This window comes from Streptomyces sp. CWNU-52B (assembly GCF_047444975.1).
GTDB lineage: Bacteria > Actinomycetota > Actinomycetes > Streptomycetales > Streptomycetaceae > Streptomyces.
Window position 1 is genome coordinate 185,281 of sequence record NZ_JBLFJV010000011.1, and the last position, 22,533, is coordinate 207,813.

The 22,533-nt window shown below is 72.8% G+C and carries 19 protein-coding genes and 1 pseudogene; 7 read left to right on the plus strand and 13 right to left on the minus strand.

Annotated features, from left to right (window positions below; genetic code table 11):
• Nucleotides 1-65: 65 nt before the first annotated feature.
• Nucleotides 66-1,418, minus strand: coding sequence for an FAD-dependent oxidoreductase (locus ACLVWQ_RS13935; protein ID WP_414108859.1), 1,353 nt, complete (start codon nt 1,416-1,418; stop codon nt 66-68).
• Between the two features lie 236 nt (nt 1,419-1,654).
• On the opposite strand from ACLVWQ_RS13935, the gene ACLVWQ_RS13940 reads away from it, so the two are divergent.
• Entirely contained in the window at nt 1,655-2,119 is a 465-nt protein-coding gene (locus ACLVWQ_RS13940; RefSeq protein ID WP_414108860.1) for a DUF6214 family protein, read from the plus strand.
• 154 nt (nt 2,120-2,273) lie between these two features.
• Here ACLVWQ_RS13940 and ACLVWQ_RS13945 read toward each other — a convergent pair whose 3' ends face one another.
• Nucleotides 2,274-2,927: a DUF305 domain-containing protein gene (locus ACLVWQ_RS13945; RefSeq protein ID WP_414108861.1), complete on the minus strand. Its 654-nt coding sequence runs from the start codon at nt 2,925-2,927 to the stop codon at nt 2,274-2,276.
• Nucleotides 2,928-3,136: 209 nt separating this feature from the next.
• Here ACLVWQ_RS13945 and ACLVWQ_RS13950 point away from each other — a divergent pair, with 209 nt between their 5' ends.
• Nucleotides 3,137-4,639 carry an LVIVD repeat-containing protein gene (locus tag ACLVWQ_RS13950; protein WP_414108862.1) on the plus strand — a complete coding sequence of 501 codons (1,503 nt, stop codon included), beginning with the start codon at nt 3,137-3,139 and terminating at the stop codon, nt 4,637-4,639.
• Here the strand turns inward: ACLVWQ_RS13950 and ACLVWQ_RS13955 are convergent.
• From ACLVWQ_RS13955 to ACLVWQ_RS13965, 3 genes are all read right to left on the minus strand, one after another.
• Entirely contained in the window at nt 4,627-5,388 is a 762-nt protein-coding gene (locus ACLVWQ_RS13955) for a TetR/AcrR family transcriptional regulator (protein WP_414108863.1), read from the minus strand. The genes ACLVWQ_RS13950 and ACLVWQ_RS13955 overlap by 13 nt on opposite strands.
• A gap of 186 nt (nt 5,389-5,574) precedes the next feature.
• Nucleotides 5,575-6,267, minus strand: coding sequence for an HAD family hydrolase (locus ACLVWQ_RS13960; RefSeq protein ID WP_414108864.1), 693 nt, complete (start codon nt 6,265-6,267; stop codon nt 5,575-5,577).
• A 30-nt stretch (nt 6,268-6,297) separates the two neighbouring features.
• Nucleotides 6,298-7,215, minus strand: coding sequence for a helix-turn-helix transcriptional regulator (locus tag ACLVWQ_RS13965; protein ID WP_414108866.1), 918 nt, complete (start codon nt 7,213-7,215; stop codon nt 6,298-6,300).
• Nucleotides 7,216-7,405: 190 nt separating this feature from the next.
• On the opposite strand from ACLVWQ_RS13965, the gene ACLVWQ_RS13970 reads away from it, so the two are divergent.
• Nucleotides 7,406-8,332 carry an oxidoreductase gene (locus tag ACLVWQ_RS13970; protein WP_414108867.1) on the plus strand — a complete coding sequence of 309 codons (927 nt, stop codon included), beginning with the start codon at nt 7,406-7,408 and terminating at the stop codon, nt 8,330-8,332.
• Between the two features lie 47 nt (nt 8,333-8,379).
• Here ACLVWQ_RS13970 and ACLVWQ_RS13975 read toward each other — a convergent pair.
• The 3 genes and pseudogenes from ACLVWQ_RS13975 to ACLVWQ_RS13985 form a co-directional block, all read right to left on the minus strand.
• Nucleotides 8,380-8,634 (minus strand): annotated as a pseudogene (locus ACLVWQ_RS13975) (NAD(P)-dependent alcohol dehydrogenase); the annotation flags it as partial.
• 89 nt (nt 8,635-8,723) lie between these two features.
• A complete protein-coding gene (locus tag ACLVWQ_RS13980; RefSeq protein WP_414108868.1) occupies nt 8,724-10,226 on the minus strand; it encodes an FG-GAP and VCBS repeat-containing protein in 1,503 nt (500 codons plus the stop codon).
• Between the two features lie 53 nt (nt 10,227-10,279).
• Nucleotides 10,280-10,765 (minus strand): Lrp/AsnC family transcriptional regulator, encoded by a 486-nt coding sequence (locus tag ACLVWQ_RS13985; protein WP_414108870.1) that lies wholly within the window; start codon nt 10,763-10,765, stop codon nt 10,280-10,282.
• A 79-nt stretch (nt 10,766-10,844) separates the two neighbouring features.
• Between ACLVWQ_RS13985 and ACLVWQ_RS13990 the strand changes: the two genes are divergently transcribed.
• Nucleotides 10,845-11,930 carry a Glu/Leu/Phe/Val dehydrogenase dimerization domain-containing protein gene (locus ACLVWQ_RS13990; RefSeq protein ID WP_414108872.1) on the plus strand — a complete coding sequence of 362 codons (1,086 nt, stop codon included), beginning with the start codon at nt 10,845-10,847 and terminating at the stop codon, nt 11,928-11,930.
• On the opposite strand, the gene ACLVWQ_RS13995 is transcribed toward ACLVWQ_RS13990, so the two are convergent.
• The 3 genes from ACLVWQ_RS13995 to ACLVWQ_RS14005 all read right to left on the minus strand — a co-directional run bounded on the left by ACLVWQ_RS13995 (nt 11,917) and on the right by ACLVWQ_RS14005 (nt 16,260).
• The gene (locus tag ACLVWQ_RS13995) at nt 11,917-13,158 is read right to left on the minus strand and encodes a DUF2201 family putative metallopeptidase (RefSeq protein WP_414108873.1); all 1,242 of its coding nucleotides are present in this window, start codon (nt 13,156-13,158) and stop codon (nt 11,917-11,919) included. The genes ACLVWQ_RS13990 and ACLVWQ_RS13995 overlap by 14 nt on opposite strands.
• A 161-nt stretch (nt 13,159-13,319) precedes the next feature.
• Complete coding sequence (locus tag ACLVWQ_RS14000) at nt 13,320-14,648, minus strand: AAA family ATPase (protein ID WP_414108875.1); 1,329 nt, start codon at nt 14,646-14,648, stop codon at nt 13,320-13,322.
• Nucleotides 14,649-14,757: 109 nt separating this feature from the next.
• Nucleotides 14,758-16,260 carry a hypothetical protein gene (locus ACLVWQ_RS14005; protein ID WP_414108876.1) on the minus strand — a complete coding sequence of 501 codons (1,503 nt, stop codon included), beginning with the start codon at nt 16,258-16,260 and terminating at the stop codon, nt 14,758-14,760.
• Between the two features lie 168 nt (nt 16,261-16,428).
• On the opposite strand from ACLVWQ_RS14005, the gene ACLVWQ_RS14010 reads away from it, so the two are divergent.
• Nucleotides 16,429-17,994, plus strand: coding sequence for a hypothetical protein (locus ACLVWQ_RS14010; RefSeq protein WP_414108877.1), 1,566 nt, complete (start codon nt 16,429-16,431; stop codon nt 17,992-17,994).
• A gap of 16 nt (nt 17,995-18,010) precedes the next feature.
• On the opposite strand, the gene ACLVWQ_RS14015 is transcribed toward ACLVWQ_RS14010, so the two are convergent.
• Nucleotides 18,011-18,739, minus strand: a complete 729-nt coding sequence (locus tag ACLVWQ_RS14015) for a hypothetical protein (RefSeq protein WP_414108879.1) — start codon at nt 18,737-18,739, stop codon at nt 18,011-18,013.
• Nucleotides 18,740-18,978: 239 nt separating this feature from the next.
• On the opposite strand from ACLVWQ_RS14015, the gene ACLVWQ_RS14020 reads away from it, so the two are divergent.
• A complete protein-coding gene (locus tag ACLVWQ_RS14020) occupies nt 18,979-19,815 on the plus strand; it encodes an alpha/beta fold hydrolase (RefSeq protein WP_414108881.1) in 837 nt (278 codons plus the stop codon).
• A gap of 22 nt (nt 19,816-19,837) precedes the next feature.
• A complete protein-coding gene (locus ACLVWQ_RS14025) occupies nt 19,838-20,371 on the plus strand; it encodes a TetR/AcrR family transcriptional regulator (RefSeq protein ID WP_414109053.1) in 534 nt (177 codons plus the stop codon).
• A 172-nt stretch (nt 20,372-20,543) separates the two neighbouring features.
• Here ACLVWQ_RS14025 and nhaA read toward each other — a convergent pair whose 3' ends face one another.
• Nucleotides 20,544-22,442: a Na+/H+ antiporter NhaA gene (nhaA, locus tag ACLVWQ_RS14030; RefSeq protein WP_414109054.1), complete on the minus strand. Its 1,899-nt coding sequence runs from the start codon at nt 22,440-22,442 to the stop codon at nt 20,544-20,546.
• Nucleotides 22,443-22,533: the final 91 nt, after the last annotated feature.

The window sequence follows — 22,533 nt, forward strand, 5'->3', positions numbered from 1 at the left end:
TTGTTGATTTCTGGGGTGTTGCCGCCGGGTGTCCTGCCCGGGGAGGAGCGAGGTCATCCGCGGGATCAGGCGCCCTCTGCTCGGGCCGCCTCCATCAGCGAGTGCCAGTCGGGGAGTTTGACCACGTTCCTGCCCAGGGACGCGCCCAGGGCCGCCTCCGCCCGCTCGATGGCCTGCCAGCCCGCCCACCCGACCGGACGCAGGCCCTTCGACCGCAGCGCCGCGAGCGGATCCGCCGCCACCTCACGGCGTACGAGCGCGGGGGCGTCCGCCAGGAGCGACGCCACCGTCTCCTTCGCGCAGGGCCGGTTCGTACCGATGACGCCCGTCGGACCGCGCTTGATCCAGCCGGCCACGTACTCGCCGGGCGCGACCGAGCCGTCCCGCAGGACGCGGCCCGCGCGATGCGGAACGGTGCCGCTGTCGGCGTCGAACGGCAGGTCCTCCAGGGGCACTCCGCGGTAGCCGACCGAGCGCAGGACCAACTGGGCCCCGAGGTCCTCGTACCGCCCCGTGCCCGTCACACCGCCGAGTCCGTCGGGGAGGGTCCGTTCGCAGCGGACCGCGCCCACGCGCCCGCGGACGTCCGGGAGCAGTGCGACCGGCCGCAGGGAGAAGCGGAGCCTGATCCGCCGGGACCCGGCGCCCGGCCCCCGCTCGGCCCACCCGCGCAGCACCTCGACGTTGCGGCGCTGTGCGGCGGGCAGCGCGGACGGGTCCCCGTACGCCGGGTCGAGCGCCAGCTCCGCCGGGTCCACGACGACCTCGGTGTCCGGCAGAGCGCCCAGTTCGCGCAGTTCCTTGGTGGTGAAGCGGGCCTGCGAGGGACCGCGCCGCCCCACCATCTGGATCTCCCGGACCCGGCTGCCGGACAGCGCGGCGAGCGCGGCCTGGGGCATGTCGGTGGGGCTCAGCTCCGCGACGCCGCGGGCCAGTATCCGGGTCACGTCCACCGCCACGTTCCCCACGCCGATGACGACCGCGGCCCGCGCGCCGGCCGTGAACCGGTCGGACGCGACGTCCGGATGCGCGCTGTACCAGGACACGAAGTCGGTCGCCGACCAACTGCCCGGCAGCTCCTCCCCGGGCACGCCCAGACGCCGGTCGGCGGCGGCGCCCACGCAGTACACGACCGCGTGGTACAGCTTCCTCAGCTCGGCGGTCGGCAGTCCGTCGGGGCCGACCCGGACACCGCCGAGGAACCGGACCCGCTCGTGCTCCAGGACCGTGCGCAGGGTGTCCTGGAGCGACTTGATCTTCTCGTGGTCGGGCGCCACGCCGTAGCGCACCAGGCCGTACGGGCACGGCAGCCGGTCCAGGACGTCCACCCTGACCCCGGGCACCCGCTCCTGCTGGACGAGACCCTGCGCGGCGTACACCCCACTGGGCCCGGAACCGACGACGGCGACCTGCAGCACGGCACAACCCCTTCCCCGAGAAGAACGAGGAGCCGGTGGTGCCTTCCAGCATCGCACCGGGCCGCACGCCGGGACAGGGCCAGGACGGGCAGGGACGGGGGCGCTGCGCCGACGGTGTGCCGCGCGAGCCCGGCGCGCGTGCCTGTCCGCAATGAATCTGATCATGCGGTTACGTTGTGTATGTGCTGGAAACATCCTTTCTTAATCTTTCTGATCGCGATGAGCCGGACGGGGCGGTGTCCGTGCGGCGCGCCTGGGAAGTGCGGGAGAACGACACCGCCACGACGTGGTGCGACGTCCGGCTGAGCTTCGACGACGGTGCCGGCGTCGATCTGCTCGCGACGGTGTGCGAGGGGAGTGTCTCCATCGAGGACGTACGCGCCAGGCCCGCGCTCTCCCTCGACGACCTGGCGGTGCTCGCGGACTGGATCGAGAGCCCGCTCCTGGAGGCGTGCGGGGGCGCGGACGAGGCGCCGGGCGCCGGCGGGAGCCCCGACAGACGGCACGCGCGCCCCGCCCTGCCGCCCGGTACGGAGAGCCGCCGGCTCGTCGCCGGCGAGTATCTGGCGGCCCAGCGGGCGGGGCGGGACCCGGTGCTCGCGGTGATGGCCGCGACCGGGCACGGCCGGCGCCGCTCGCTCAGGCTGATCGCGGGGGCGCGGGACGCGGGCCTGCTCACTCCGCGCCATGCCCGGCGCTGAAGCGCGCCGCGGGTCGGAGGTCGGCCGAGGGGTGTTGACCGACGGCTGTTTCGGGGTGCGGGTCCGTGGGGGCTGGGCGCGCAGTTCCCCGCGCTCCTTACGAGGCGCTCCTTGACGGGACGCTCCTTGCGCGGCGTCTCGAAATGATCCTCCGTCACATCTCGCGCATCCGGTTGATCTCGCTCGTCTGCTGGGCGATCACGTCGTCGGCCATCTCGCCGATCTGGATGTTGTTGCCCTGCGAGAGGACGTCCGTGGCCATGGTGATCGCCCCGTCGTGATGGGTGATCATCAGTTTCAGGAAGAGCTCGTCGAACGCCTTGCCCTTCGCCGCGCGCAGCGTCTTGAGCTGAGCCTCCGTCGCCATGCCCGGCATCACGTCGTGGTGATGGCCCTCGTCCTTGCTCTTCCGGTCGCCGTCGTGGTTCTTGAGCCAGGCCCTCATCGTCTCGACCTCCGGTCCCTGCGACGCGGAGATGCGCTCGGCGAGCCGTTTCACCGGCGTCGACGACGCCTGTTCCGGGGCGAGTTCGGTCATCTCGATGGCCTGGGTGTGATGCTCGATCATCATCCGGGCGTAGTCGTAGTCGGCGGAGTTGGGAGTGTCGTCGTCGGAGCGCTGCTCGGCGGCGTCCGCGGCGGAGAGGGTCTCGGCGGCCTCGCCCGGTCGGCCCGGGGCGATCACCGAAGGGCCGGTGTCCGGCGCGGACTTGGTGTCGTCGTCCGAGCCCGTGCAGCCGCCGAGCGCGAGAACGGCGGCCGTCACGGACACCGTGATCAGACGGCGGGACGTACGGCGAGCGAACACAGTGACCTCCTGCGGCACATGAATCGGCAGACACCTCGTGGGGCAGACACCTCGTGAGTGTCGATGACCGTCCTAGCACGCTTCCGCGCGCCGATGATCAAAAACATTCATTACGAATGCGTTGCCACCTGTTGATCTGTGCATGATGAAGACGATACTGCGGAGGTACCTGAACCGTTCGACCGTGAACGGCTACTAGGGAGGACGCAGTGATCCTGTTGAACAATCACCGAACGCGGCGCAGACGGCTGGGCGTCGTCGCCACAGCGGCGGGCCTTCTGGCCGCACTGCTCACGGCGGGTCCCGCGGTCGCGACCCCCGACCCCGGGGACGCTCCGGTGACCTCGGAGAAGGTCTCCAAGAGCGCGGCGGCCGAGGCCAGAGCGGCGATAGCGAACGGCGAGATACCCGGGCAGGACGAGATCGTCCACTCGGCCAACATCGAGCACCTCACGAACATCCCCAAGGACGCGCTGCCCGGCACCAACTCGGACCTCGCCTTCCAGGGCAAGTACGCGTTCGCCGGCAACTACGACGGCTTCCGCATCTTCGACATCAGCAACCCGAAGGCCCCGAAGACGGTCTCCCAGGTCCTCTGCCCCGGCTCGCAGAACGACATCACCGTCTCCGGCGATCTGCTCTTCCTCTCCACGGACTCCTCGCGCAGCGACAACTCCTGCAACAGCACCACGCAGCCCGCGACCGAGAAGTCCTCCTGGGAGGGCATGAAGGTCTTCGACATCAGCGACAAGAAGAACCCGAAGTACGTCGCGGCCGTCGAGACCGCCTGCGGCTCCCACACCCACACGCTGGTGCCGGAGCGCAAGAACGTCTACATCTACGTGTCCTCGTACTCGCCGAGTGCCACGTTCCCCGACTGCCAGCCGCCGCACGACGGCATCTCGATCATCAAGGTGCCGCGCAAGGCTCCGCAGAAGGCGGCGGTCGTCGACTTCCCCGTCCTGTTCCCCGGTGAGGGCGAGGACGGCGGCGGCAACCCGGGCGCGCCCACCAACCCCGGCGTCTCCAAGACCACCGGCTGCCACGACATCACCGTGCTGCCCTCGAAGGACCTCGCCGCGGGCGCCTGCATGGGTGACGGCATCCTGTTCTCCATCAAGGACCCGGAGCACCCGAAGATCATCGACCAGGTCCAGGACAACGTGAACTTCGCGTTCTGGCACTCGGCGACCTTCAACCAGAAGGCCGACAAGGTCGTCTTCACCGACGAGCTGGGCGGCGGTGGCGCGGCCACCTGCAACGAGGCCGTGGGCCCGGACCGCGGCGCGGACGGCATCTACGACATCGTCGGCAAGGGGGACAAGCGCAAGCTCGTCTTCAAGAGCTACTACAAGATCCCGCGCCACCAGGCCGACACCGAGAACTGCGTGGCCCACAACGGCTCGCTGATCCCGGTCAAGGGCAAGGACATCATGGTCCAGGCCTGGTACCAGGGCGGTATCTCGGTCTGGGACTTCACGAACTCCTCGAAGCCGAAGGAGATCGCCTACTTCGAGCGGGGTCCGCTGAGCACCACGACCATGGTCACCGGTGGCTCCTGGTCCGCGTACTACTACAACGGCTACATCTACTCGAACGACATCGCCAAGGGCTTCGACGTCCTGAAGATCAACGACCGGCGTACGGACCCGGCGAAGTCGAACCGGCAGAGCGAGCTGAACGTCCAGACGCAGCCGGACTACTTCGACTGACCGGTCACGTCCGTCGTGCGGCTCTTCTCATGACCGCGACCGCGATCGTGACCTCGGCTGTGGCCGTGGTCGTGGTCGTGGCCGTGCTCAGGTTCTCGGCTCCCGGGCGCGAAGAACCGTGAGAGATCCTCGTGGTACGTCCCGTCGGGCGCTTCGGCGTCCGGCGGGGCACCCCGCTCCCAGTCGAGTCCGTAACGCCGGAACAACTCGGCCCGCAGCACCGGCACCGGCATCGGAACCCCGGGCACCAGAGCCGCGAACACCGCGCCCATCAGCAGCGCGCGCAGCATGGGGTAGTCGACGACGGCGTCCGGCGAGCCGTAGCGGGTCATGGTGTCGCTGAGCAGTTCGGCCAGACGCTGCTGCTCCGGGCACTGCTTGAACCCCTCGCCCTGGAGGATGCCGGCCATGTGCTGGCGCATCAGCACGGGGTGATCCCGGGCGAGGCCCAGAATCGCGTCGATGGCCCGCGCCATCCGCTCCCGGCCGTCGTCGGTACGCGGCTCACGCTCCAGCGCCTCCTCCAGCGTGCGGTGCATCAGCCGGTGCACGGCGGACTGGACGAGCAGACGCTTACCGGGGAAGTAGTACGAGACCAGACCCCGTGCGGAGCCCGCGCGGTCGGCGATGTCGCCCAGTGTCGTGGCGTCGTACCCGCGCTCGCCGACGAGCTCCAGCGCCGCCTGCAGAAGCCTCTCCCGCGAACGGCGCCGCAATTCTTCATTGACCGATGCGCTGCGAGGGGACATCCTATGTACTCCTGCGTTGACTGGCTGCCAGCCAACCATACTCAACGCGTCCGGACCGGGTCCCACTGGGATCCGACCCGGGCTGCCGTCCGTCCGGGGCGACGCGGGGGATCGTCCCGGACGGACGGGAAGGACACCGGTCACGGTGGAGGCCACCCAGTTCTCAGGGGGCCGGGGCCTGGGCTCTCACGGGACCAGGTCCAGGACCGGGCGCAGCGCGCTCGGCCGTTCGGCCACCGGCAGATGGTCGACGAAGTGCACCGCGCAGCCCACGGCCACCGCCCCGCCGTCGGCCTGGCGGTCGTCCCCGACCATCAGCGTGTCGCGAGGATCCGTGCCGAGCGCGTCGCAGGCGGTCGCGAAGAGCCTGGCGTCCGGTTTCTGGACGCCGTGCTCGTACGACAGGACGTAGGCGCCCACGTACGCGTCGAGGCCGTGCTCGCGGAACACGGGCCGCAGGTCCCAGCCGATGTTGCTGACCACACCGATGGCGACCCCGCGCTCGCGGAGCGCGTGCAGCACCTCGACCGCGTCGGCGTACGGACGCCAGGCCGCCGGATCCATGTGCCGGTCGTACAGCGCGTCGTACAGCCCCGGATCGGGCAGCGCCACCTGGCGGCAGGCCCCGGTGTACGCGGCCCGGTGCGACTCGGCGCTCCGGTCACGGACCTCCCACAGGGCGGCCAGTTCGTCGGGCACCGGCCCCGGACGGGGAGCCCCGCCCGGCAGCGCGCCCGCCGCCTCCAGTTCCTTCGCCGCCCGGATCAGCTCCTGCTCCGGGAGGGGCACCTCGGCCTCGGCGAGGACGGCGCGCAGCCACGACTCGGTGGATTCGATACGGAAGAGGGTCCCGGAGAAGTCGAACAACACGGCAGCCATACGGGGGAAGTTACCCAGGGCGTGGCCAGGTCACGTCTCGCGGGACGGCCGGTGTCCGGCGGCGGCCTCGGGTCCGGCACAGGCGGCGGTGTCGCGGGCGCGGGTGGCGCGCAGGGACGAGAGGAGCCGCAGGCGTTCGTCGTCCGCGCTGCCCGGTTCGGCCGTGTAGACGAGGAGGACGGGGCCCGGGTCGCCGGGCAGGGGGTAGGTGTCCCAGTCGAGGGTGATCGGGCCGACCTCGGGGTGCCGGAAGAGTTTGGTTCCGTGGACGTTCTCCCGTACGTCGTGACGGGCCCACAGCCGTCGGAAGTCCTCGCTGTGGATGCTGAGTTCGCCGATGAGCGTCGTGGCACGCGGATGATCCGGGTCGGCGGCGACGGCGGCGCGCAGCATGCCGATGTAGTCGAGGGCGAAGCTTTCCCAGTCCGGGCACCGCAGCCGGGCCCCGGGGTCCCGGAACAGCGCGACGAGCAGGTTGCGCTCCGCCGGGGGCATGGCGGTGGGATCGCCGAGCAGGGCTTCGGCCGACGGGTTCCAGGCGAGCACGTCGAGGTGCAGGCCGAGCACCAGCGCGGGGGTGGCCATGACGTGCAGCAGCCGCCGCGTGCTGTCGGGCACTCGCTCGGGACCGCGGTGGGGACGGACGGGCGCCGGCCGGCGGGCCGCGCGGGCCAGGGCCGACAGGTGCCGGCGTTCCTGGTCGTCCAGGTCCAGGGCGGACGCGATGGCGTCGAGCGCGTCGGCTGAGGGCCGTACCTCGCGGCCCTGTTCCAGGCGCTGGTAGTAGTCGGTGCTCAGCCCGGCCAGCAGAGCGATCTCCTCGCGGCGCAGGCCGCTCACCTTGCGCCGGCCGCCCGGTTCCAGCCCGACGTCCTGCGGGCGCAGTCGGCTGCGCCGGGCACGCAGGAAGGCGCCCAGCTCTCGCGCGTACGGATGATCGGTGGCCATGCCGACAGTGTGCACCGCGGCGGGTGGCCGAAGGTAGGTGTGGCATTCCCAGGCAACGGTGTACGACGTGGACGCGCCCACCGGTTCCTAACGTCGTGGTCGAGCGGTCCTCGATACACACCGACGACCGTCCCGGCACCACCCGTCCCGGCACGGCCGGCACGTCCCGACATCTCTCAGGAGCATCACCATGGCCAAGGACGCCTGGAGCGCCCGCCAGATCCCCGACCAGCGCGGCAGGGTCGCCGTCGTGACCGGTGCGAACTCCGGTCTCGGCCTGGTCACCGCGACCGAGCTGGCCCGGCACGGGGCGAAGGTCGTGCTCGCCGTACGCGACACCGCGGCCGGCGCGCGGGCCGTCGCCCTCATCGAGGACGCGGTGCCCGCGGCGACGGCCGTGGTGCGCGAGCTGGACCTGGCCTCGCTGTCGTCGGTCCGGGCGTTCGCGAAGGGGCTGACCGCCGACTTCCCGGTGGTCGACCTGCTGATCAACAACGCCGGACTGGTGCTGCTCGGCCCGGCGCACACCACCGCCGACGGGTTCGAACTGCACCTCGGCACCAACATGCTCGGCCACTTCGCACTGACCGGGCTGCTGCTCGACGCACTGGGCCGGGCCGAGGCACCCCGGGTGGTCGGCCTCAGCTCGATCACCCACAAGAACGCCCACCTCGACTTCGACGACCTCATGTCGCAGCGTGCCTACGACGGCAGCCGCGCCTACGGCCGTTCCAAGCTCGCGACGACCGTCTTCGGCCTCGAACTGGACCGTCGGCTGCGTGCGGCGGGCTCGTCGATCGCGAGCGTGCTCGCCCACCCGGGGCTATCCAGTTCCAACCTCACGCCACGGGCCTGGGAGCACCGCGGCCGCGCCGGCCGGGCACTGGCACGGGCCGGCCTGCTGGTCACCCAGCCGACCGAACGCGGGGCACTGCCCCAGCTCTTCGCCGCGACCGCCCCCGGTGTGCGCGGCGGACAGTTCTTCGGGCCGTCCGGCCGCTGGGAGATCCGCGGCGACGTCACCGAGGTCCACCCCAGCGCCGAAGCGGCCGCACGGGACACAGGACAGCGCCTGTGGACGGCGTCCGAGACCCTGACCGGGGTCACCTATCTCTGACCCGTCACCCGTCACCCGCCTCCGACCCGGCAGGTACTTCTGACCCGTCAGGGCGCGGGTCGGTCGAGGTCGGACAGATCCAGGACGAAGCGGTGGCGGACGTCGCCCCGCTCCAGACGGGTGAGGGCTTCCTCCACGCGGGCCGAGGGGAGTACCTCCACGTCCGCGGTGATCCCGTGCTCGGCGCAGAAGTCCAGCATCTCCGCCGTGTGGAGCCGGCCGCCCGTGCCCGACGAGGTCAGCTTCTTGCGTCCCTGGACCAGGTCCAGGACGCGCACCGTGGTCGGCATCGGATAGCCGAGCGGGGCAGGTCGGCGCAGAGATCGTGGGGTCGTTCCGCGGGCCGCTCAGCGTGCTCGCTTCCGGCTTGGTGTCGTGGCCGATCGACGGCTCACCGACCCGTCAGGTCCGTGGCGTCGAAGGACGTCACGTCCCGGCCCGTACCGTCGACGATCCACCAGTCCCGGCCGTACTTCGGCTGGTAGGAGGTGGCCAGGACCAGTTCGTCGCGGCCGTCGCCGTCGAGATCGGCCGCGCCGGCCGGCCGGCCCGACCAGTCCTGCGGATTCAGGGGGTCGGGGTCGGGCACGTGGCGGGAGCGGTGCAGCTGACGCCACGGGCGGGAGCCGAGGCCGGGTGAGGAGCCGCCGTGGAGCACGTCGACGCTGTCGTGCGTGCCCTCGCGGTCGCCCGCGCGCTGGACGGCGAGGTCGTCGCAGCCGTCGCCGTCCAGGTCCCCGGCGATCAGGCCGATGCCGAAGCCGCCCTTGGGCGCGCCGCCCTCGATGACGACGGGCGCTCCGGGCGCCTTGCCGTAACGGAGGGTCACCCTGCCCCTGCGGTCGGCCGGTGCCAGTTCCTCGTCCGTGGGAATGCCGCTGTCGCCGACGGCGATGTCGGCCAGGCCGTCCCCGTCGAAGTCACCGACGGCGATGTTTTCGCCCCTCGGCAGCCGTTCGGGTTCCTCGGCGAGCCCGGTCGCCGTGTCGGCGCCGCCGACGAGGAGCAGCGGCGTGCCCGGTTCCCCCTGCTCGTGGACGAGCAGGTCGGTGGCGCGGTCACCGGTGACCTCCGCCGCGATCAGCTGGAGGTCGAGCGCGACGTCGGCGCCCCGCGGGTCCGGGTCGGCCCGCTCACCGGTCCGCGCGGGCTCTCCCGTACGCGTGAACGGGCCGTGCAGGACCACCAGCCGCCGCTCGGCCTGGTCGCCGCGGTAACCGGTGCGGTAGGTGGCCAGATCGGCGTGGCCGTCGCCGTCGAAGTCCCCGGCCACCGGCAGGTCCGTATAGACGCTCTCGCCCTCGCCCCGGCTGTCGACGGCGGAGCGGCCTTCGCCGACCTGGGGAAGCCGGACGCGGGCGGGCGTGCGACCGGGGTCCGGGCCGTCGGGGCCGCCCCACTGCACATGGGCGTCGGCACCCGCGACCAGGTCGGGGTGGCCGTCGCCGTCCAGGTCGGCGACGGTCGGAACCGACAACGCGCCGGTCATGCCGTCGTGTTCGGGCAGCTGGAAGTCGTCCGGCGTGAACATCGTCCGGTGGCCGGGCCGCGGCCCGTGCGCCGAGCCGTTCACCACAGCGATCCGGCCCGTCTCGAAGACGTCCCCGTTGCCGGCCGGCACGTCCAGTGCCGGATCGGGGTGGCCGTCGCCGTCGAAGTCGGCGGCGGGGGTGCCCACCCGGCCCGCGAGTCCGGACGAACCCGCCGACGCCGACGCCGAGGTCGACATGGACGCCGACGTCGACGGCAGGCAGGCGCTGTTCGGGACCGGCGGGGGGACCTCCTGGTTCCGGGCGGCCGTCGCGGTGCCCATCACCAGTACGGCGGCGAGGAGGCCGAGGCTCCCTCGCCGCCGAAGGCCCTTGCTGCGTTCCGCTGCCGATCCGTCGTTCATCCGGTCACTTCAACAAACGTGCACGTCCGGTTCCAAGACCCGAGATCACTTCGTTACGCCCGCGAGGACTGGAGGTCCGTCGTGGGCGGCAGCGGATCGAGGACGGGGTTGGTGAGGTGCTGGTAGATGATCGAGGTGCGGAAGGCGACGATCTCGCGGCGGTCGGTGAAGTGGTCCAGGAGAAACGCGTGCAGGTGGTCGATGTCCTGCGCGGTGACGTGGACGAGGAAGTCGTCGCTCCCGGCCATCGTGTAGACCGAGACGACTTCCGGCAGCCGGGTCACCGACTGCTCGAAGGAGGCGACGACGTCCCGGCGCAGGGGCCGCACCTGAGTGAACACCATGGCCTGTACCGACCGGTTGAGGGCCCGCAGCGAGACCTGGGCCCGGTAGCCCTGGATGATGCCGCGCCGGTGCAGCAGCCTGGTGCGTTCCAGACAGGTGGACGGGGCGATGCCGAGCTTCTCGGCGAGGGCGCGGTTGGACTGCCGACCATCGGCCTGCAGTTCGCGCACGATCGCCGTATCAAGTTCGTCCACGGCTTCCTCCAAGGCTCGCAGTCCGAATTAAGTTCGGCACATCTCCCGATGCTCCGCGCAACACCCTAACTTCAGCGGCATGAGTCGATCATTCACACATGAAGAGGTCGTCGTCCGGCACGGCCGGCGCTCCGGTCTGCCGCTGATCGTCGCGGTCCACTCCCGGGCTCTGGGCCCGGCGGTCGGCGGCTGCCGGCTGCGCCGCTACGACACCTGGCAGGACGGACTGGCCGACGCGCTGCGCCTGTCGGAGGCGATGACGTACAAGGCCGCCGTGGCCGGTCTGGACTTCGGGGGCGGCAAGAGCGTGATCGCCCTGGACAGGGACACCCGACTCACCCCGCGGCTACGGGAGTCGGCACTGGAGGACCTGGGCGAGCTGATCGCCTCCTTCGACGGTTCCTACCGCACCGGCCCCGACGTCGGCACCGGCCCCGAGGACATGGTGGTCCTGCGACGCTTCTCCCCGTACGCGTACTGCGCGCCCGAGGAGCACGGCGGCACCGGGGACTCCGGCGGCCCCACCGCCGTCGGCGTCCTGGCCGCGCTGCACGCCGGCGCCCGGCATGTCTTCGGCGCGGCCTCCTGCGCCGGCAAGGTGGTGGTCGTCAGCGGATTCGGCTCGGTCGGCAGCCGTATCGCCGCCGCCCTGGCCGCCGAGGGCGCGCGCGTGGTGGTCTCGGACGTGGACCCGGCACGCGAGGACGCCGCTCTGGCGAGCGGGTACGAGTGGGTCGAACCCGGCCGCGCCCTGTCGGCGCCGGCCGACATCCTGGTCCCGGCGGCGGTCGGCGGGGTGCTCGACGAGGCAGCCGTTTCCCGGCTCACCGCGTCGCTGGTCGTCGGTCCTGCGAACAACCAGCTCACCGAGGAGTCCGTCGCCGAGGCCCTCGCGGAGCGCGGCACGGTGTGGGTGCCGGACTACGTCGCCGGCGCCGGAGGCATCGTCTACACGCTCAGCCGGGAGTCGGACGGGTGCGACCACGAGGCCGCTCAGGAGCGGGTGTCGGGCATCGGCGACACGGTCGGACACCTCCTCGACCTCGCGCGCACGACCGGAGTCACCCCGTTGCGGGCCGCCCAGCGGATGGCCGAGCGCCGCATCACCTCCGCGGACGCCCCCGCGTCCGCCTCGGCCCGGCGAGCGGTTCTCAACCGATCGTGACGACACGTGCCCAGGCAGGCGGGGTGTCCGGGACGTAGTCGGGGTTCTCCTCGGCCCCTCCGGAGCCGCGGCGCGGGAAGAGGCCGACGACCGTACGGCAGGGCGGCGGCGCGGAGGGCCAGGGCGTCTGGCCGTCCGTGAGGGCGACGATCACATCGGGGCGCGGCCGGGAACGGAGCGCACGGGCGAAACCGGAACGCAGGTCCGTGCCCCCGCCGCCGACCAGCTCGATGCTCTCGGCCCGGCAGAGCGGGACGGCGACCCCGGCCGCCGCGTCGCAGGAGATCACCGAGACCAGGTCGCGCCGGCCGCCCACGGCCCGGGAGATCGCCGCCACCTCCAGCAGCGCGCCGCCCAGTTCGGCGTCGCTCACCGACCCCGAGGTGTCGATGACGACACAGACGCTGGGCGGCGTACGCCGCAGACTCGGCAGTATCACCTTGGGGACACAGGCCGAGCGCCGCGACGGACGCCGGTAGCTGTGGTTCTCGCCCGCACCCGGCGCACCCGCCGCCGAGCGGACCGCCGCGCCCAGCAACTGCCGCCACGGCTGCGGCGGTTGGAACGCCTCGTCCGCCCAGCGCCGCCACCCCTGCGGTGCGTCGCCCGGCCGGCCCTTGATCCCCTCGGCGACCCGGAAGCGGACGGCGTCCTGCTGCTGCCTGCTCAGCCCGTGCGCCCCGTCGGGACCCAGCTCCCACGGCCGGCCCTGCCCGTCGGCGCCGCTGCCGCAGTCCAGCCAGGCCAGCTCCGAGGCGAGGCCGGACAGCGACGCCGTCTTCAGGTACTCCTCCATCAGCAGCCCCTCGGGCAGCCGCAGCATTGACGGCAGCACCGCTCCGGCGGGCCGGAGCAGGCCGTCACCGTAGATGTCGTCGTTGATCTCGAAGTCCGCGGCGATGTTCCGGCGCAGCCTCTCCCAGCCGTCGGCTGGGCGGACCCCCGCCTCGCTTCGCTCGCCCGGACCGTCCTCGTACTGCCGCGCGTACCGCTCGCCCCTCCTGTGGTGGTCCCGGAGCAGGTGGGAGACCTCGTGCACCCAGACACCGGCCAGTTCCTCCGGCGGGGTGCGGGCCACGAACCCGGGGGAGACGTAGCAGCGCCAGTGGGCGTCCACCGCCATGGTCGGCACCGACCGGTCCTCGACGACGTGCAGGGCGAAGAGGGCACCGGCGAGGTAGGGGCGTACCTTCACCGCGTGCAGCCGGGCGGCCAGCAGCTTCTCCATGTCCAGCGGGAGCCCGGACCGGTCGGCCGACGGTTTCGGCCGGGCGGTCCCTACGGGACGCGGCGGCGCGGGCCGGGACATCGGCCGAGGCACGGGGCGAGGCATCGGACGCTGTGCCGGACGTGGCTGTGGACGCGGTGCCGGGTGCTTCGGGGTGTCCGTCATCGGCGCGCACCCGCCGCACGCCCGGTGGCCGCCGCTGCCGCCGCGACCCGTTCGACCGACCGGTCGGCCTGCTCGACGAGGCCGACCAGTCCGGCCAGCCGGTCCATCGTCTCCGGCACCTCCCAGTCGTCGCGCCGTAGCGCGGCCAGCGTCGTCGCCGGGGCGACCAGCAGGTCGGCGGTGCCGGTCTCCAGCGCCCGGACCAGTACGGCCCAGCCCGCCTCCCACCGTTTCCGGTCCGGCCGCGCTCCGACGGCGGCCACCACAGCCTCCAGCGTCGCCTGGCGAAGGTCTCCCCGCTCCGGCAGCTCGGCGGCGGCCGGGTCCGCGAGGAGTGACTCCGGGTCGGGCAGGTCCATCCGGTCCAGGTAGGCGAGGAGTTCGAGCCCCGGTCCGTCGCCCACCGCACCCCGTACGAGCAGGGCAAGTACCTCGCGGGAGACCGAGGCCGCCGTGCCGAAGGCCAGCAGCGTCAGCGCGGCGTCCCAGCTCCGCGGCGAGGGCCAGGCACCACCGCGGCGCGTCTCGGTGCTCGGCAGACGGTGGATCAGCGTCGGCCGGGCGGCCAGGAAACCGCAGACCATGCGCCGGGCGAAGGCCACCGCCTCGGGCAGCGACTCCCGTACCAGACGCGGCAGTTCCGCCCTGGGCCAGACGCCGCCCAGCCCGCGCACCACCACCTCCTGGTCGTGCACCCAGTACAGATGCACGAACCGGTTGGCCAGCGGCGGGCTCAGCTCCCACCCGTCCGCCGCCGAGGCACGCGGATTGGCGGCGGCCACGATCCGTACGCCCGGGGGCAGTTGCAGGGCGCCGACCCGCCGCTCCAGGACGACCCGGAGCAACGCGGCCTGAACGGCCGGGGTGGCGGTGGAGAGTTCGTCGAGGAAGAGCAGCCCGCGCCCGGCTCGTACGAGCTCCACGGCCCACTGCGGAGGAGCCATCGGCACACCCTGTGTCGCGGGGTCCTCGCCCACGATGGGCAGCCCGGAGAAGTCGGACGGCTCGTGGACGCTGGCGATCACCGTGGTCAGCGGCAGGTCGAGGGAGGCGGCGAGCTGGGTGAGGGCCGCGGTCTTGCCGATGCCCGGCTCGCCCCAGAGCAGCACGGGCAGATCCGCGGCCACGGCCAGGGTGAGTGCTTCGAGCTGTTCGTCGGGGCGCGGTTCGGTCGTGGTCGTCCGCAGGAGGGCCAGGAGGTCGTCGGCGAGGGCGAGACGGGTGTCCGTTCCCGGTGTGAGACCGGGGCCAGGCAGGGGTACGGGTACGGGTACGGGAGTTCCGTCGGCCGGGACCGGGGCGGGCAGAAGGGTGCTGGTCGTCATGGGCATCACCTGGAGGGGATCGGGGAACGGGCGAACCCGTCCTGGAGGTCATGGGGGCGTGCGGCACCGAACGCGCCGTACGGGGAAGGGACTTCGGCGAGGTCGCCGGTCACGCGGCCAGACCGGTGCGGGGCCGGGAACGGCTGTTCAGCTTGCGGCGCACCGGCTTCGGCGTACGACGGTCGATCCGGGGACGGTGTCCGGCCTTCCCGCGCCCGGCGTCCGAGAGGTTCCCGCTCTCGGCCGCACCGTCGGCGGGGCGCGGGGCGACCAGCCCCGAGCGGAAGAGCCCGTGTTCGACACGGCGGGCCGCGGCCGACTCCAGTTCCTCGCGGAGCGGCCCGTCGCGCAGGACCGCACCGGGACCGAGCAGCTCTTCGACGACGGCCAGTGCCCCGGCGACGTCTCCGTGCCCGAGCCGTTCACGGACCGCGGGCAGCGCCTCCGGATCACGGTGCACCGTGTCGATGGCCCGCAGACAGGGCAGCGCCGGACCGCCGAGGGCCACGAGCAGTTCCTCGCGCCGCAGTTGGGCGGGGTCGTGATCGACCGCCGTCAGTACCCCGTCCCGCAGCGCGATCCGGTGGAGCCGGCCCCGGCACTCCACGCGGTGCGGATCACCGGGCTCGGGGACGGGGCCGTCCAGGGATGCCGGAGCGGACGCCGCCAGGCTCGGGGCGACGAGCGGATGCAGCCGCCCGGCGACGACGAGCCCCGCCCGCAGCAGTTCCAGATCGGGCAGGACCCGGGCCGCCGCCTCCGGCAGCACCGGGAGCGCGGCGATCTCCTGCGCGGGCAACGCGCCCTCGGGCAGTCGCCGGAACGTCGGTACATGGCTGTCGTCGGGGGCGACGAGTTCGAGCACGGCGCGTCTGCGGGCGCCGAGCCGCACGGTGAAGGCCCCGCGAGGGAGCCCTTCGGCCCGCAGCAGCAGCTCCGCCTCGACGGCCCAACTCCCCACCGCCCAGCCGGGGCCGAGCGCGAAGAGCGGTTCGGGTACGCGGCCGCGGTCGGGCGGCGCCGGGAACCGTACTCCCCGCGCACCGGCCCGTGCTGCCCCGCCCCGTGTCGCCAGTTCGCCGCTGCGGTCGGCATCCCAGAGGTGCCGGTGCAGGTCGAGCCGGAAACGCCGGTCGGGATGCGGATGGGGGTGGAGGTGGAGGTGGGGGCGGTGCCCGGGGACGCCGGTCCCCGACCCCTCCCACAGGGCGAGGGACATGCGCTGTCCGGCGTCGGCCCAGGCCGGCGGCGTCCGTACCACCAGGTGCAGCGGCGTGCCGCCGGAGCCGCGGTAACGGGCGAGCGAGAGGGTGAGTCCGGGCCGGAGCCGTCCGTCCGGGGCGACGCGGGGCATGTGCCAGCGGAGCAGATCCGGCGCCAGCCGACGCAGGTCCGCACGGAGCCGGGTGACGACATCGGTGCCGTGGCGACGGCGCACGGCGCGCAGATCGAGATCGACGTAGACACGGGCGGCGGCGCAGGCCCCCGCCCAGTCGCCGGCCGCGCGACGGGCGGTCGAGTGCTCGATCATGGACGGTGGCACGGCGTACTCACGTACGCGCTGCCACATCAAGAGGTGGGGCGGAATCCCGTTCGCGAAGTGATGTGCCATCAGCACTCACCTTGCGCGAATGATTCCCCCGTTCCGTGCGAGGAGAAGGTGTTCATCGCCAGGATCGTAACCACGCCGACGACGGCCTGTCATTCTTTTTTCGATCAGCGCACGTGAACAACCCCGACAGGGACCCGCGTTGTCAGTCCCGGGCGTTTGAATGGCGGCATGAACCTCCACGACGCCGCCCGGCAGCTGCCGAGTGCCGCGGCGCTCCACGACCACTGCCGGGCACTGGCGGTCCTGCACGCGATCCTCGAACCGGACGCCGACCGCCGGGGCTGTACCTTCACCGCCGCCGCCCCGTCCGGCACCTCGAAGGGCGGGCCGCGGACGGCGCGACTGCGGCACCCGGACGGCAGGTGGCTGCGCGTCAGCTTCTCCGGGGCAGGGGCGATGCTGCACTGGCACCGGGAACCGGGACAGGGGCGGGCCGGAGCGCTGGAAGGTCTCCCCGAGGCGCTCCGGGCCGTCCTCGAAGACACCCGGTGCGCGTGCCTGGACGACCCGCGGCTGATGGCCGGTGCCCTCTGGCGGGAGGCGGGCGACGACGGCTGGCGCGCGACGGACGACGCACCCCTGGGGACGGCGACGTCCCTGTTCCGCTGTCTGACCGACCGCTCTCCCGAGCGGGCCCGCCGGTTCGCCTACAAGCACTACGGCACGCCCCCGAGCCTGGCGGCGGTCAGGCAACTGCTGGATCTGCGGCCGCCGACGGACGCACTCGTGGCCGAGCTCAACCCCGCTCGTACGCAGGCGGACCTCGGACCGGACCTCGGACCGGACCTCGGACCGGACCTGGAGTCCGCGGGCCACCTTCTTCCGACGGACCTCCCGCCGCTGCTCCGGCAGGCCGGTCCCCGGCGCGGCGTCGAACTGTTCCGCCGCCGTGACGCCTCCGGGCTGATCACCACCGCGGCCTTCCGGCACCGGGCCGACCGGAACCAGCAGCACTTCACCGACCTCCGGGCCCAGGTCGACGGCGACATGGTGGCGATCGGCGGTGGCGCCACCGCCGTCGACTCACCGCACGGCGCGCTGCTCACCGCCTCGTACCCGGCGGACGACGGATCTGCCTGGCTGGCGTCGTCCAAGGACCACAACATCCCCCAGCCGCACCGGCTGACCTCCTTCGCCATCGGCATGAAGATCGACGGAGTCGGCCGGGAGCGGCTGGCCCGGGAGCTGCTGACGGTCGTCCGGACCCGAAGCGATCACGCGGCGCACCCGTTCGCCTCCGCGCGGGTCCCGGTCGGGTACACGCTGATCGGCGGGGGCTTCCGCGTCAACTGGCGGGACACCAGGGGCGGTTCGGCCGAGGGGAACCTGGCCACCGCCTCGTTCCCGCGCGCGGGCGGCGCCTGGACCGTGCGCTCCAAGGACCACCACCTGAGCAGCCCCTGCACCGTCGACGCCTTCGCGGTCTGTCTGAAGTCCTCCTTCGAGATCGACGGCGCCGAGTACAGGGTCGATGCCTGGGCGGACTTCGCGGACAGCGACGGCGGACCGGTACCCCATCCCTCCGTCGTCCTGCCGCTCCCCGCGAGCGGACACGTCCTGACCGGCATGGGCGCCGAGGCGCTCCCCACCGAACCGGGCTCGCTGCTGTGGCGGTTGGAACCCACGACGGACGGTACGAATCCCGGTGTCAGGGCGGGCTCGAAAGATCACGGGGAGCGGTCTCCCGACACGCTGTGCGCGTGGGCGCTGGGCATCCGGCTGCTCCGGAGCTGACCGCACCGGGCCGTCGTCAGGTGCCGAAGAGGCCGGAGACGGCGTCCACCAGCCCGTCGAGGAGACCGGGTGCGGACGTCCCGGCGGGGGAGGGCTCGGCGGAGGGAGCGGGGGACGCGGGGGTGGCCGGACTCGGTTCCGTCGTCGGCTCCTCGCCGGCGCCGGGAGACGCCGGCGGGCTCGGCTGCCCGGCGACCGCGCCAGAGTCGTCGGCGGGTCGTGATCCGGTGTCGTTCGTCGTGTTCGTCGGGGCGGACGGGCTGCCGTCGCCGGGCCCACCGGGCGAAGCGCTCGCGCCGCCGTCGCCCCGCCCCCGACCGGCCTCCGGCTCCGCGGCCAGGGCGTCGGCCCGCTTCCGGACCGGCGACCCCGCGGCGGTGGCCGAAGGACGGTCGGCGGCCCGTGCGCCGGGCTCCTGCCGCTCCGGCCGAAGCGCCTCGTCCGCGCTCCGGTTCTGGCTGTCGCCGCCGAGCACGGCGGGCAGATGGAGCCAGGGCGCGGTGGAGTCGCCACCGGTGACCGCGACGCCCAGCGTGGCGGCCGAGCACACGCATCCGGCCACCACCAGCCAGCCCATCCGCCGCATCCGGCCGGCCCGCCGGCCACTGGGATCGACGAACACCGGTGCGCCACTCGGTGGCGGGGCAGCCGCACCGCCGGTGCCTGCCGCGAGCCAGGCACGGCCCATGCCGTCCGTACCGCGCTCGGGGCGTATGTGCCCTTCCTCGCCCGCCGTGCCTGTCATGCAACTGCCCCTTCTCCGAAGGTGGATGAGAAGACCTGCCGCTCATGCGTCCGCGTACCGGAATCCCGCGCAACCAAAGCCCGCGCACCTGATCCGTCGCCGCCACGGCCCACGGATTGGTCCGAAGGGGTAAAGCCTCGAACGTGGGCGGTTTCCGTGTCGGTGGGTACGTCGTTGACAAGGTTGGCTAATCGGATTAGCTTATAGCTAACGCAATTAGCCAGACCCGAGGAGATGTCATGACCGAGTACCTTGCCGTCGACGGTGGCACGATCGCCTACGAGGTGGCGGGATCCGGACCGCTGGTCGTTCTCGCGCACGGCATGGGCGACAGTCGTGCCGCCTACCGTGCCGTGATCCCGCCGCTGGTGGCGGCGGGCTACCGGGTCGCCGCGGTCGATCTGCGCGGCTGCGGCGAGTCCAGTGTCGGCTGGCCTGCCTGGAGCCGTACCGCCATCGCCGGCGACCTGCTCGCCGTGGTCCGGCACTTGGGCGGCCCCGCCGTGCTCGTCGGCCACTCGATCTCCGGCGGCGCCGCCACCATCGCCGCGGCGCGGGAGCCCTCGCTGATCACCGCGGTCGTCGAGCTGGCGCCGTTCACCCGCAAGCAGTCGGTCCGCCTCGGCGACCTGCGGGTGAAGGGTTTCCGGCAGGGCATGCTGCGACTGCTCGGCGTGGGCGTGTTCGGCAGCGCGCGGCTCTGGCGCTCCTACCTCGACCTGGCCTACCCCGGCGTGAAGCCGGCCGACTGGACCGAGCGGATCGGCCGCGTCGACGCCCTCCTGGCTGAGCCCGGCCGGATGAAGGCGCTGCAGGGCATGGGCCGCGGCACCCCCGCCGACGCCGGCGCCCAGCTCGGCAACGTCCGCTGCCCGGTCCTGGTCGTGATGGGCACGCTCGACCCCGACTGGGCCGACCCGCACGCCGAGGGTTCGGCCGTCGTCGAGGCCCTGCCGTCCGGCCTCGGCAGCCTGGAGATGATCGAGGGCGCCGGGCACTACCCGCACGACCAGTTCCCCGACCAGGTGGTCTCGCTCGTCCTCGGCTTCCTCCGCTCGGCGGCCGCGCGTGCCTAGGGCCGGTCTGGACCCGGCGGCCGTGGTCGCGGCCGGCGCCGCCCTCGCCGACGAGGTGGGCCTCGCCAACCTGACGATGGGTCTGCTGGCCGAGCGGGTGGGCGTGCGTACGCCTTCCCTGTACAAACACGTCAGCGGCCTGGAGGACCTCAACCGGCGCATCGCGGCCCTGGCGCTGAGCGAGGCCGCCGAGGCCGTCGGCGGCTCGGTCCAGGGGTATGCGGGCCGCGACGCCCTGGCGGCCGCGGCGCGCTCCTTCCGCGCCTTCGTCGTGGAGCACCCCGGCCGCTACGCGGCGACGATCGGCGTGGAACCGTCAGGCCCGGACGACCCGCTGGCCCTCGCGGGGGAGCGGGCGCTCGGCGCCTTCAGGGCGGTCCTGCGCGGCTACGAGATCGCGGAGTCCGACGTGGACCACGCCCTGCGGATGCTCCGCAGCCTCTGCCACGGCTACGCCACGCTGGAGTCGGCAGGCGGCTTCCAGTGGAGCGCCGACATCGACGAGAGCTTCGAGTGGCTGATCGCCTTCGCCGACCGGGGGCTGCGCGCGATGTGAGCCGGCTGCCCCGTGTCCGGAGCATCCGTCCGCCCGCGCGGGCGGCGTTGCCCGACCGCCGGGGGAGTACTCCCGGATACGTCGGGTACGCCGGGCGCGTCGGGTACGAAGCGCGGCGGGCCCGGGGCCGGGATACCGGTGACGCCCCGCCCGCGGGGGGACCACGGCGGCGTCAGCCTTCCCGGCCCGCCCCCGCGAGAGCGGCCCGCTCCCGTGCCGCGCGTACGGCCGTGGACAGGGCGGTGATGTCGTAGGCGCCGTGATGGCGACGGCCGTTGACGAAGAACGTGGGGGTGCCGGACACCCCGCTGAGGTCGGCGGACTCCACGTCCGCGGCGACCCTCGCGGCACCCGCGCCGGACCGGAGGTCGGCGCGGAAGCGGTCGGTGTCGAGACCGATCTCCTCGGCGTGGCGCAGCAGGTCCTTCGGCCGCAGCTCCCCTTGATGGCGCATCAGCTGTTCGTGCATCTCCCAGTAGCTGTCCTGGTGGGCGGCGGCCTCGGCCGCCTCCGCGGCGAGCTGGGCACCCGGGTGCACATCGGTGAGCGGCAGATGCCGCCATACGTAGCGCACGTCACCGAAGTCGGCCAGCAGGTCGCGCACCACGGGCTCGGCCAGTCCGCAGTAGGGGCACTCGAAGTCGCCGTACTCCAGGAGGGTCACGGGCGCGTCCAGAGGGCCGCGTACGTGGTCGCGGTCCATGTCCACGGGGTCGCTGAGGTCGACGATGCTCTGCCCCGTGCCGAGCAGGGCGCGGGCGCGAGAGGGCCCGGAGAGGGCGCCGATCACCCCGGTGACCAGCCAGGTGAGGAGGAAGGAGCAGAGCACGGCGGCGAGGATGCCGATCTTCGCCTGCGCCAGCCGGTCGCCGTCGAAGGCGAGGGTGGCGATCAGCAGGGACACGGTGAAGCCGACTCCGGCCAGGGTGCCGCCCGCGGTGATTGCGCCCCAGCCGACCGGTGGCCGCAGCCGCCCCGCGCTGACCCGTGTCGTGAGCCAGGCCGCGCCGATGATGCCGAGCGGCTTGCCGAGCACGTAACCGAGCAGGATGCCGAGGGCGACCGGCGAGGTGAAGGCATGGGTCAACTGGCTCGCGCTGAGCGTGATGCCGGCGTTGCCGAGGGCGAACAGCGGGACGATCACATAACTGGTCCAGGGATGGAGCATGCGCTGGAGCCGGTCGTTGGGGGAGAGCGTCGAGGCGATCTGCCGTCGCACGGTGCGTTCGAGATCGGGGGTCGGCTGCTCGCGGAAGCGTCGGAACAACCTGCTGGCCTGTTCCAGGTCGTGGCGCTCCGCCGGGCGGGCGTAGATCAGCAGGCCCATCGCCAGACCGGTCACCACCGGGTCCACCCCGGACTTCAGGAGCGCCACCCAGATCGCCGCGCCCAGCAGCCCGTACACGGCGGGGATCCGTACGCCGACGGCGCGCCGCAGCAGCAGGACTGCGGCGAAGAGGCCGAGCGCGGTCAGCAGCGCGGGCAGGGCGATGGCGCCGCTGTAGGCGAAGGCGATGACGGCCAGGGCCAGGAAGTCGTCCACGACGGCGACGGTCAGGATGAAGACCCGAAGACCGCCTGGCAGCCGGTTCCCGAAGACGGCGAGCATGCCCAGGGCGAAGGCCGTGTCCGTGGACATGGCGGCACCCCACCCGTGGACGGAGTCCTCGCCCGCGTTGACGGCCAGGTAGACCGCGACGGGCACGAGCATGCCGCTGAGTCCGGCGAGCAGCGGCAGGGTGATCCGGCGGCGTTCGCGCAGCTCGCCCATGTCGAACTCGCGCCTGGCCTCCACTCCGACGACGAGGAAGAACAGCGTCATCAGCCCGCTGTTCAGCCACTCCCGCAGATCCAGCGAGACTCCGCCCGAGCCGAGGCGGACCGACAACTCCGTTCCCCACAGCGTCTCGTACGAGCCGGCGGCGACGTTGGCCCAGACGAGTGCGGCGAGGGCGCCGGCGAGCAGCACCGCCGCGCTGCCGGTCTCCGTCCGCAGGAAGATCTTCAGCGGGCTGCGGGCGTCGTCGCCGCACAGGGTCTGTCCCGACGGGGGCGAGGTCTCGGATGGCACGGTCACCCCCCGATTCTGACCCCACTCATGATCCGGCACCCGGCGAGGCCCCGATCGACCGGCACGCGTCGCCGGCCGACACCGCTCCCCG